The following is a 10,780-nucleotide window of genomic DNA, read 5'->3' on the forward strand; positions in this document are numbered from 1 at the left end:
GCCCGCATTCAGCGCCATCCCGCTTCAGATACCGGCGGCGGTTTTCGGCGGCAGCGCATCATTGGCATTGCCGTTCACGAAAGCCATATCGTCCGTCGTCAGCTCGATGCTGCGCAGCTCGCGATTGACGAGGAAATGTTCCGTTTCCTCGACCGTCACGGCGAGATCGAGCGTCGTATCGAAACGCGCCTTGAAGGCCTCGATGATCTCATCGACGATGACCTCCGGTGCGGATGCGCCGGCCGAAAGGCCGACGGTGCGGATATCGCCGATTTCATTCCAGTCGATTTCCGAGGCCCGCTGCACCAGCACGGAGCGCTGTGCACCGGCCCGCAGGGCCACTTCCACAAGCCGCTTGGAATTGGAGGAATTGGGGGCGCCGACGACGATGAAGAGGTCGCAGCCGGGGGCCGCCTGCTTCACCGCATCCTGACGGTTGGTGGTTGCGTAACAGATGCTGTCGGCGGCGGGCGCCTGAATGGCCGGGAAACGTTCCTGCAGCCTGGCGATGACGCCGGCCGTGTCATCGACCGAAAGTGTCGTCTGGGTGACGAAGCCGAGATTTTCGCGGTCCGCCGGTTCATAACGGCCGGCATCTTCCACCGTCTCGATGAGCGAGACCGTTCCTTCCGGAAGCTGGCCCATGGTGCCGATGACCTCGGGGTGGCCGGCATGGCCGATCAGCACCACATGGCGGCCAAGGCGCTGGTGGCGCATGGCCTGCTTGTGAACCTTGGAGACCAGCGGGCAAGTGGCATCGAGATAGAACAGATTACGCGCCTGCGCATCTTCCGGCACGGATTTCGGCACGCCGTGGGCCGAAAAAACCACCGGCTGCTCGCGGTGCTCGGCGGGAATTTCATGCAGTTCCTCGACGAAAACCGCGCCCTTGGCTTCCAGCCCTTCCACCACATAACGGTTATGCACGATTTCGTGGCGGACATAGACGGGTGCGCCATAGGCCTTCAGCGCCAGCACGACGATCTGGATCGCCCGGTCCACGCCCGCGCAAAAGCCGCGCGGTCCGCACAGCCTTATCGTCAAAGGGGGTTTGGAAACGGCGATGTTCATTCCAGCTCCTTGGCCTGCTCCTTGGGCCGTGCTTCATGGCCTTGCCCGACAAGCTGCCTTACCGGACGGGCTGCGCTTTATTCACCCTGCGCCTTACCGTTCCGGAAATAGGCAAAACCGGCGACGATGACAAGGGCCGCCGCCAACCCATACCACGTTATCGCATATTGCAGGTGATTGTTGGGCAAATCTATCAGCGTCACGCCACCCTGCGGCCAACCGCCCGGATTAGGCGCGTTGTCAGCATCTACGAAGAGGTGGACCAGCCGGTCGGGCGGGATATCGGCGCTGGAGGCCATGGCCGCCAGATCCTTCCAGTAGAAGATGTTCTTGGCGATATCGTTATCAGGCAGCAGCGAGGACGGTTTCGCGACCAGCGGCGCGCGCGAAAGGCCGGTGATCGTCACCTCGCCGGCAACCTGCCCGTCGGGCCGTTTGGCCGGTTCCTTCATCTCGAAGGGGACGAAGCCGCGATTGACGAAGAGAATGCGGCCATCGGCGAGCGTCAGCGGCGTATAGATGTAATAGCCGGTTTGCCCCTGATGGGTGGCGAAGAAATGCCGCTCGCGGGCATGATCGAAGGTGCCGGAAAGACTGACCGTGCGGTATTCGATATCGCCGCCGCTTTTCGCGATCGCCTCTATGTCGGAGAGCGGCACCGGGCTCGCGCTCCGCCGCTCCTCGATATCGGCAATCAGCGCCTCTTTCCAGTAGAGACGCTTCACCTGCCAGGTGCCGAGCCCGAGAAGAATGGCAAGCGCCAGCAGCACCAGCGGCGCGGCGAACCAGACCCGCCTTTCCGCCGCCTTCATGTGGGAAACGTCATTCACGATCAAGCCTGCCTTCGCTTGCATTGTTGCGGTATTGCAGCGCAATCATGATCCCTTTCAGCTTGCGCAGCAGCACGAGGGAGACAATCACCGTAAACGGCAACCACAGCATGACATGCACCCAGACCGGCGGTGCAAAACGCTGATCGAACCAGAGCGCCAGCCCGACGACCAGAAAACCGACGATCAGCATGACGAAAACCGCCGGGCCATCGCCCGCATCGGCAAAACCGTAATCCAGTCCGCAGGCGCTGCAGGCGGGTTTTATGGTCAGAAAGCCGTCGAACAGCCGTCCGTTGCCGCAGCGCGGGCAGCAGCCTTTGAGCCCGACCTTGATGGGATCGACCGGCGCGAAATTGCCATTTGATGGTTCAGACATGACGACCTCCCGCGAAGTTGCCCAAAGCCCGAGGACGACAGCGAGCCTGTTGGAAGCGTGCTTCTAAACCAAGGCAGTCATCTGTCGCTCGGCTTTGCTGCTTGTTTCTTCTCCCCGCCGGGGAGAAGGTGGCCCGAAGGGTCGGATGAGGGGGCAACCTCTCAGTTTATCGCTGACCTCGCCCCCTCATCCCGCTACCGCGGACTTCTCCCCGGCGGGGAGAAGAAACACGTGGCACCCGCTCGCTCCACGGGATGCCTTGCTGCGGACCCAGTCCTCTATCCGACGCAATCAGCCGTGCAGCGGCGCGCCCCAGCCACCCCAGATATAGATGGCGAAGAACAGGAACAGCCAGACGACGTCAACGAAGTGCCAGTACCAGGCAGCCGCTTCGAAACCGAAATGCTGCTTGGGCGTGAAACCGCCGCCAACGGCGCGGAACAGGCAGACCAGCAGGAAGACCGTGCCGACGAAGACGTGGAAACCATGAAAACCGGTGGCCATGAAGAAAGTCGCGCCATAGATCGAATTCTTGAAGTCGAACGGCGCGTGCATGTATTCGTAAACCTGCACGGTGGAGAACAGGACGCCGAGCGCGACGGTGAGCAACAGACCGGTGATCAGGCCCTTGCGGTCATTATGCAGCAGGGCATGGTGCGCCCAGGTGACGCAGGTGCCCGACAAAAGCAGGATGACGGTGTTGTAGAGCGGCAGGTGCCAGGGATCGATCACCTCGATGCCCTTGGGCGGCCATTGGCCGCCGGTATATTCGAGGCGCGACGCCTGAATGGCCTCGTGCGGGAAGAGGCTGGCATCGAAATAGGCCCAGAACCACGCCACGAAGAACATCACCTCCGAAGCGATGAACATGATCATGCCGTAACGCAGGTGAAGCGAGACGACGCGGGTGTGGTTGCCCTCATGGGCTTCCTTGATCGTATCGGACCACCATGCGTACATGGTGTAAAGAACGATGACGAGGCCGATATAGAACAGCCAGGGATTGGCCAGTTCCGCGCCGAACAGCTTGAAGGAGCCGCCCGACAGGTAACGCATGTAACAGACGCCACCGAAGGTCAGGATGAAGGCGCCGATCGAGGCCAGAAGCGGCCAGGGGCTTGGATCGATAATGTGGTAGTCGTGGTTCTTCTGATGCGTATCTGCCATTGCGACAATCCCCGAATGTCTCTTCCCTGATCCGGCCTCGGATAAAAGGCCAGATCTCCTCTCACAATTTGCTTTCGCCAGATGAAGTCTTTACCGGCAAGGACGCAACCGGTTTTTCGGTTTTGGCCGGATAAAACGTATAGGACAGCGTTAAAGTATGAATGCTCTTGGTCTCGCGCGCCGTGGCGATGTCAGGATCGACGAAGAACACCACCGGCATCTCCAGCGTTTCACCCGGCTGCAGCGTCGTTTCGGTGAAGCAGAAGCACTCCACCTTGTTGAAATAGGCGCCGGCTTCCATCGGCGTGACGTTGAAAACCGCCGTGCCCGTGGTCGCCACGGGTGAGCGGTTCGTCGCCTTGAAAGTCACCTGCACCGTTTCGCCGATCTTCGGCGTGACCTTTTTGTCGACCGGCTGGAAATCCCAGTTGAGGCCGTTCGACGTATTGGCGTCGAAGGTGACGTTGATGGTCTTGTCAAGGATGACGTCGGAATATTGCTCGACGCGCTGGGTGGTGCCGTTATAGCCGGTGACGCGGCAGAACAGCGTATAAAGCGGCACGGCGGCATAGGCCATGCCGATCATGGCGCAGAAAAACACCAGACAAAGCACGAGGATGGAGCGATTGCTCACCCGCTGCCTGCCGGTCCCTGCCGTCTGCGCTTCCATATTCGCCATCTCCTCCTCCTCTCCCCTCGATCAGCGCGTCAGTGCGAGCCGATCTTGATGATGGTGATGATGTAGAACAGCACCACCAGGCCGGCGAGCAGGACGCCGAGCGCGATGTTTCGCCCACGTCTCGATTTTTTCTGCGCCGCGCTCAGTTCCACCGTTTCCATCACAGGACTCCCGACATGACGGCCTTCAGGGCCGGCGCGAAATGATCGGCCAGAAGGCCGGAGAAAATCGCAAAAAGGTAAAGCACCGAATAGGCGAACATCTTCTTGGCCGGCAGCATCTTCTCGTCGCCCTCAGGCATGCGCCGGACATCGAGCGAACAGTAGACGAAGATCGCGCTCAGCACGGCGGCGAAAATGCCGTAGCCGGCGCTCGCAAGGCCGGTGAAATAAGGTGCGACGGCCGCGGCCGCGGTCAGCACCGCATAAACGATCATCTGGTTCTTGGTGGAGCGTTCGCCGACCACGTTCGGCATCATCGGAATGCCGACGGCGCCGTAATCGCGCATCTTGAACAGCGCTAGCGCCCAGAAATGCGCCGGTGTCCAGAGGAAGATGATGAGGAACAGGATGATGCTGTCCAGCGAGACGCCGCCGGTGACGCAGGCCCAGCCGAGCATGGGCGGGAAAGCGCCGGCCGCACCGCCGATGACGATGTTCTGCGGCGTCGAGCGTTTCAGCCACATCGTATAGATGACGGCGTAAAAGAAGATGGTGAAGGCGAGCAGGCCGGCCGAGAACCAGTTGACCGCAAGGCCGAGAATGACCACCGAAAAGGCCGACAGCGTCAGCCCGAAGGCCAGCGCCTCGCGCGGCGCGATGCGGCCGGACGGGATCGGCCGCCGGGCGGTACGGCTCATCACGGCGTCGATATCGGCATCGTACCACATGTTGAGCGCACCGGACGCGCCGGCGCCGACGGCGATGCAGAGAATGGCGATGATGCCGAGCACCGGATTGATTTCACCCGGCGCCAGCACGAGACCCGCAAAGGCCGTGAAGACGACGAGCGACATGACGCGCGGCTTCAGCAATTCGAAATAATCGCGCGCGCCTGCTTCCGAAAGTTCGGAGCCCTTCACGCCCAGCATGTCGCGATTGTCGATAATGCTCATTTCCTGTCCTGTTTCCTTCGAACGCCGCGTGAAGCGACGTCCCCTGCACCGGCCCGAAAACGAATGTGATTTCCGGCATGCGCGATGCGTCAATTCATGGGTCCCGAACGTCCTGGCATGAGCGGCGCCGGGCAAAACCGATGCCATTTTCCGGCTTTTCGCCGCACCCTGCCGCCATTCGTCTGCGCTTGCATTTCATAAAGGCCAGATTTGGCATTTATCACGTCCGGGGCATGTATCACGTCGGACGGCAGGCATCGCTTGGACAAAATGTCACGCGGCAGGAGAGACTGCCCGTTCGGGAAACGGCACGGACCGAACCGCGCCGTCCCTCATTTTCAGCGCCGGGAATTCGCAGGCCCTGCCCGCGCCTTCCGGCCCGCGCATCAGCGAATGCGCGGCAGCTGTTCCCACTGGTGGTAGGGCGGCGGCGAAGACAGCTGCCATTCGAGCGTCGTCGCACCTTCACCCCAGGGGTTGTTGCCGGCGATCCGCTTCTTTGCGAAGGCTTCCCAGACGCAGAAGAGGAAGATCAGCACGCCGACGGCCGAGATGTAGGAACCGTAGGACGATACCATGTTCCAGCCGGCATAGGCATCGGGATAATCGATATAGCGGCGCGGCATGCCGGCAAGACCGAGGAAGTGCTGCGGGAAGAACACGAGGTTCACGCCCACGAACATGACCCAGAAATGCAGCTTGCCGAGGAATTCGCTGTACATGTAGCCGGTGATCTTCGGGAACCAGTAATACCAGCCGGCAAAGATCGCGAAGACCGCGCCGAGCGACAGAACGTAGTGGAAATGCGCCACCACGTAATAGGTGTCGTGCAGCGAACGGTCGAGACCGGCATTGGCGAGCTGGACGCCGGTGACGCCGCCGACCGTGAACAGGAAGATGAAGCCGATCGCCCAGACCATCGGGGTCGAGAAGGTGAGCGAACCGCCCCACATGGTCGCGATCCACGAGAAGATCTTGATACCCGTCGGCACCGCGATGACCATGGTGGCGAAGACGAAGTAACGCTGCGCTTCGAGCGACAAGCCGACCGTGTACATGTGGTGGGCCCAGACGATGAAGCCGACGGCGCCGATGGCGACCATGGCATAGGCCATGCCGAGGTAACCGAAGACCGGCTTCTTGGAGAAGGTGGAGACGATGTGGCTGATGATGCCGAAGCCCGGCAGGATCAGGATGTAGACTTCCGGATGGCCGAAGAACCAGAACAGGTGCTGGTAAAGGATCGGGTCACCGCCGCCTTCCGGCGAGAAGAATGCCGTGCCGAAGTTACGGTCGGTCAGAAGCATGGTGATGCCGCCCGCCAGAACCGGCAGCGAAAGCAGGAGCAGGAACGCGGTGACGAGGACCGACCAGGCGAAAAGCGGCATCTTGTGCAGCGTCATGCCCGGAGCGCGCATGTTGAGGATGGTGGTGATGAAGTTGATCGCACCGAGGATCGACGACGCGCCCGAAACGTGCAGCGCGAAGATCGCCAGATCCACCGCCGGTCCCGGCATGCCGCTGGTCGACAGAGGCGGATACATGGTCCAGCCGCCACCGACACCGTAGGCGCCCGCAGGGCCCTCGACGAAGAGCGAGAGAATGAGAAGGATGAAAGCCGGAACGATCAGCCAGAAGGAGATGTTGTTCAGGCGCGGGAAAGCCATGTCCGGAGCGCCGATCATGATCGGGATCATCCAGTTGGCGAAACCGCCGATCAGCGCCGGCATGACCATGAAGAAGATCATGATCAGCGCGTGCGCGGTGGTGAACACGTTGAACATGTGCTTGCCGCCATCGATGGCGGCGTCACCCTCGAAGCCGTAGACCATGGACGCCAGACCGTGGAAGATCTGGATGCCCGGCTCCTGAAGCTCCATGCGCATGACGACGGAAAGCCCGCCGCCGACGATGCCGGCGATGATCGCGAAGATCAGGTAGAGCGTGCCGATGTCCTTGTGGTTGGTCGACAGGAACCAGCGGGCGAAGAAGCCCGGCGTATGGGAATGATGCGCATCATGCGAGTGATCGTGCCCATCATGTGCGGAATGACCATGCGAGTGATGATCGTCGTGTGCGGAAGGTCCAGCCATTGTCCTCACTCCAGAGTCAGTTGGTTTCGTTGGCGGCAACGTCGACGGTGCGCGGAGCGCCATCGACAGAGGCCATCAGCGCCCGGTTCGCGCCGCTCAGGTCAGAAGCGGCGGCGGTGAGCCAGGTGTTGTACTGCTGTTCGGAAACCACCCGAATGGGATCGGCATGAAGGCATGGTCCTTGCCGCAAAGCTCGGAACACTGACCGTAATAAAGGCCCTCTTTTTCCGCCTTGAACCAGGTTTCGTTCAAGCGGCCGGGAACGGCGTCGATCTTGACGCCGAAAGCCGGCATGGCGAAGGAATGGATCACATCCGTCGGCGCGGCGGTGACGAGCAGGCGAACGGTCTTGCCGACCGGAACGACCATTTCATTGTCTACCGCCAGAAGACGCGGATAGCGGGCCCTGTCTTCCTTGCCCGCGGCGGCGCGATCCTGGTCCTTCAGCATGTAGCTGTCGAAGGAAACCGGCTCGGCGCCTTCGGCGGCCGTATATTCATAGCTCCACAGCCATTGCGTGGCGGTCGCCTTCAGCGTCACATCGGGGTTTTCCGGCTGCGTGAGCTGCGCGTTCAGGAGATTGAACGACGGGAAAGCAAGGAACAGGAGAATGAGAACCGGCGCCAGCGTCCAGACCACCTCGATCGCCGTGTTATGGCTGGTCTTGGAAGCCACCGGATTTTTCGCGGCGCGGAATTTCAGGGCGACGACGATGAGCAGCGCAAGAACGAAAAGCGTAACCGGAACAATGAACCAGAGCGTATATTGTTCAAACCAGCGTATTTCGTGCATGATCGGCGTGGCGGCCTCCTGCATGCCCATTTGCCAATGCACCGGCTGATCGGCGTGGGCGCCGACAGCCGTGAGCAGACAGGTCATCCCCGCCAATGCTGCGTAAATCCTATTCGTCACGGTACCCTCTCCCTCACGCGTCTGATCTAGATCAATCACAGACGCAGAATCCATGCTTATGGTACTAACTTCAAACCACAGTTTGTCCTCTGCCGCAATATGCGTCGGGACACGGATGCGCCCCAATTTTGCCATTGGTCAATCCACGGCGACTTTCTCTCACCCCATGCCTCACCGGACCGGCCGAACGCGGTTTCAAACAGCCTAAATGCGGCAAAGCCCCTTCTCGCAGCCGGTTTTGCCGCCAGTTTCATCGCCGGATAATGAATGTCGCGCCGGGCAAATCAGACGCCCATACCGGAAGACAGGTCCTATTTCCGCCCAACTCCGCTGGAATTGAAGGCCTGAGGCTTTTTTTTCCGGATTATGGCGTCAAAATAGCCGCACTGATTCGAATCCCAGAGGTATCCATGCGTCTTTCCCCGCTCGCGCGCACTTTTCTTGCCGCCGCCGGTCTTGCCATCATCGCTCCCGCCGCTGCGGCGCTGGCGCAACAGCAGCCGCCCGGCACGCCGAAGTCGACGCACGGAGCATGGTCTGTCATCTGCGACAAGCCGGCGGGCGCCTCCGAAGAACAATGCGCGCTGATGCAGAACGTGATCGCCGATGACCGCCCGGAAGTTGGTCTTTCGGTGGTGGTGCTGAAGACGGCCGACCGCAAGTCGCGCATCCTGCGTATCCTCGCACCGCTCGGCGTGCTTTTGAAGGATGGCATGGAGCTTTATATCGACAATAATAATATCGGCCGCGCCTATTTCACCCGCTGCTTCTCCGAAGGCTGCTATGTGGAAGTGGATATCGACGACGAGCTGCTGAAGGTTCTGCGCGCCGGCAAGAATGCGGTTTTCGCGCTGCGCGAAGCCGTGGATCAGGATCGCGTCGGTATTCCGATCGAGCTTTCCGGCTTTGCCGAGGGCTACGACGCGCTTCCTTAAAGCCTGCCATTGCCGGACAGCCTTGCGTCCGTCCGCTCCAGTGCCTAAATCGGTCATTGAACGATAATGACTGGAGCCTCCCATGACCGACGATCTTGTAAAACTCTTCGATTGCGACGAAACGCAATTGCGCAAGCTCGTCGGCGAGGCGCTCGCCGGCGCTGACGATGGCGAGCTTTTCATCGAACATGCCCAGGCCGAATCGCTGACTTTCGATAATGGCCGGCTGAAGGGCGGTTCCTTCAACACCGATCAGGGTTTCGGCCTGCGCGCCGTCGCCGGCGAAACGGTGGGCTACGCCCATGCGGGCGAGCTGTCGCAGGGCGCGCTGAAGCGCGCTTCGGATGCAGTGGGTGCGGTGACCAGAGGTTATTCCGGCTCCTATGCCGCCGCACCGCAGCGCACCAACAAGAAGCTCTATGGTGACGAGAACCCGATCGGCAGCCCGAGCTTCGAGGAAAAGGTGAAGCTCCTCACCGATATCGACGCCTATCTGCGCGATAAGGACGACAAGGTCCGGCAGGTGACGGCGACCATTTCCGCAAGCTGGCAGGTGGTGGACATCCTGCGGGCCGACGGCCATCGCGTCAGCGATATCCGGCCGATGACCCGCATCAATGTTTCCGTCGTGGCGGGCGAAGGCGACCGGCAGGAAAGCGGCTCTTACGGCATTGGCGGCCGGGTCGGCTTTAGCGATTTCATCACCACGGAAAACTGGCAGCGCGGTGCGGATGAAGCGTTGCGCCAGGCGCTCGTCAACCTCACCGCCATCGACGCGCCGGCCGGCACCATGGATGTGGTGCTCGGCTCCGGCTGGCCGGGCGTCATGCTGCACGAGGCGGTGGGCCACGGTCTGGAAGGCGACTTCAACCGCAAGAAAACCTCGGCCTTCGCCGGCCTGATGGGCGAAATGGTCGCCGCCCCCGGCGTGACCGTGGTGGATGACGGCACCATCGACAGCCGCCGCGGCTCGCTGACGATCGACGATGAAGGTACGCCTTCCAGCTATAATGTGCTGATCGAGAACGGCAGGCTGGTCGGTTACATGCAGGACCGGCAGAACGCCCGGCTGATGGGCGCCAAGCCCACCGGCAACGGCCGCCGGCAGGGCTACGCCTATGTGCCGATGCCGCGCATGACCAATACCTATATGCTATCAGGCGACAAGACGCCGGAAGAAATCATCGCTTCCGTGAAGAAGGGCATCTATGCCGTTTCCTTCGGCGGCGGCCAGGTGGATATCACCTCCGGCAAATTCGTGTTCGGCTGCACCGAGGCTTACCTCATCGAGAACGGCAGGATCGGCGCGCCGGTAAAGGGCGCGATGCTGATCGGCAACGGGCCGGATGCGATGAAGCGCGTGTCGATGATCGGCAACGATTCCAAGCTCGATACCGGCATCGGCAATTGCGGCAAGGCCGGACAATGGGTGCCCGTCGGCGTCGGCCAGCCGCATCTGCGCATGGACCAGATCACCGTGGGCGGCACGAAGGCGTAGGCGGTGGTTTTCGGGTGATTGCACCCAGTTGAGTCGATAACGCGGACAAAACGACGTGGCACCCTATACCCGGTCCGTCATTCCGGCCTTGAGCCGGAATCC

At 61.1% G+C, this 10,780-nt stretch carries 10 protein-coding genes and 1 pseudogene; 2 read left to right on the plus strand and 9 right to left on the minus strand.

From position 1 onward, the window contains the following. Positions 1-24: 24 nt before the first annotated feature. From ispH to coxB, 9 genes and pseudogenes are all read right to left on the minus strand, one after another. Positions 25-1,071 carry a 4-hydroxy-3-methylbut-2-enyl diphosphate reductase gene (gene ispH / locus L901_RS05225; protein WP_003521111.1) on the minus strand — a complete coding sequence of 349 codons (1,047 nt, stop codon included), beginning with the start codon at positions 1,069-1,071 and terminating at the stop codon, positions 25-27. 77 nt (positions 1,072-1,148) lie between these two features. Further along, positions 1,149-1,883, minus strand: coding sequence for an SURF1 family protein (locus L901_RS05230; protein WP_059754148.1), 735 nt, complete (start codon positions 1,881-1,883; stop codon positions 1,149-1,151). A 10-nt stretch (positions 1,884-1,893) separates the two neighbouring features. Next, entirely contained in the window at positions 1,894-2,280 is a 387-nt protein-coding gene (locus tag L901_RS05235; RefSeq protein WP_003521108.1) for a DUF983 domain-containing protein, read from the minus strand. A 291-nt stretch (positions 2,281-2,571) separates the two neighbouring features. Continuing rightward, positions 2,572-3,447, minus strand: a complete 876-nt coding sequence (locus L901_RS05240; RefSeq protein ID WP_003521107.1) for a cytochrome c oxidase subunit 3 — start codon at positions 3,445-3,447, stop codon at positions 2,572-2,574. A 61-nt stretch (positions 3,448-3,508) separates the two neighbouring features. Further along, the gene (locus tag L901_RS05245; protein WP_003521106.1) at positions 3,509-4,126 is read right to left on the minus strand and encodes a cytochrome c oxidase assembly protein; all 618 of its coding nucleotides are present in this window, start codon (positions 4,124-4,126) and stop codon (positions 3,509-3,511) included. A 29-nt stretch (positions 4,127-4,155) separates the two neighbouring features. Beyond that, positions 4,156-4,287, minus strand: coding sequence for a hypothetical protein (locus L901_RS27815; RefSeq protein ID WP_003521105.1), 132 nt, complete (start codon positions 4,285-4,287; stop codon positions 4,156-4,158). Then, on the minus strand, positions 4,287-5,240 hold the full coding sequence (gene cyoE, locus L901_RS05255) for a heme o synthase (protein WP_003521104.1): 954 nt from the start codon (positions 5,238-5,240) through the stop codon (positions 4,287-4,289). Before cyoE ends, L901_RS27815 begins: the two co-directional genes overlap by 1 nt. Positions 5,241-5,626: 386 nt before the next feature. Next, on the minus strand, positions 5,627-7,333 hold the full coding sequence (ctaD, locus tag L901_RS05260; RefSeq protein ID WP_020809078.1) for a cytochrome c oxidase subunit I: 1,707 nt from the start codon (positions 7,331-7,333) through the stop codon (positions 5,627-5,629). A gap of 16 nt (positions 7,334-7,349) precedes the next feature. Further along, positions 7,350-8,212: pseudogene (gene coxB, locus L901_RS05265) on the minus strand (cytochrome c oxidase subunit II). Between the two features lie 443 nt (positions 8,213-8,655). On the opposite strand from coxB, the gene L901_RS05270 reads away from it, so the two are divergent. Next, entirely contained in the window at positions 8,656-9,180 is a 525-nt protein-coding gene (locus L901_RS05270) for an invasion associated locus B family protein (protein WP_003521101.1), read from the plus strand. Positions 9,181-9,262: 82 nt separating this feature from the next. Continuing rightward, the gene (gene tldD, locus L901_RS05275) at positions 9,263-10,678 is read left to right on the plus strand and encodes a metalloprotease TldD (protein ID WP_059754115.1); all 1,416 of its coding nucleotides are present in this window, start codon (positions 9,263-9,265) and stop codon (positions 10,676-10,678) included. Positions 10,679-10,780: the final 102 nt, after the last annotated feature.

The organism is Agrobacterium sp. D14 (genome assembly GCF_001526505.1).
Lineage (GTDB): Bacteria > Pseudomonadota > Alphaproteobacteria > Rhizobiales > Rhizobiaceae > Agrobacterium > Agrobacterium leguminum.

Coding starts and splice junctions, on each gene's coding strand:
- L901_RS27815 (WP_003521105.1), bottom strand. CDS start 4,287: ATGGAAACGGTGGAACTGAGCGCGGCGCAGAAAAAATCGAGACGTGGG.
- L901_RS05245 (WP_003521106.1), bottom strand. CDS start 4,126: ATGGCGAATATGGAAGCGCAGACGGCAGGGACCGGCAGGCAGCGGGTG.
- L901_RS05240 (WP_003521107.1), bottom strand. CDS start 3,447: ATGGCAGATACGCATCAGAAGAACCACGACTACCACATTATCGATCCA.
- ispH (WP_003521111.1), bottom strand. CDS start 1,071: ATGAACATCGCCGTTTCCAAACCCCCTTTGACGATAAGGCTGTGCGGA.
- tldD (WP_059754115.1), top strand. CDS start 9,263: ATGACCGACGATCTTGTAAAACTCTTCGATTGCGACGAAACGCAATTG.
- cyoE (WP_003521104.1), bottom strand. CDS start 5,240: ATGAGCATTATCGACAATCGCGACATGCTGGGCGTGAAGGGCTCCGAA.
- ctaD (WP_020809078.1), bottom strand. CDS start 7,333: ATGGCTGGACCTTCCGCACACGACGATCATCACTCGCATGGTCATTCC.
- L901_RS05230 (WP_059754148.1), bottom strand. CDS start 1,883: ATGAAGGCGGCGGAAAGGCGGGTCTGGTTCGCCGCGCCGCTGGTGCTG.
- L901_RS05235 (WP_003521108.1), bottom strand. CDS start 2,280: ATGTCTGAACCATCAAATGGCAATTTCGCGCCGGTCGATCCCATCAAG.
- L901_RS05270 (WP_003521101.1), top strand. CDS start 8,656: ATGCGTCTTTCCCCGCTCGCGCGCACTTTTCTTGCCGCCGCCGGTCTT.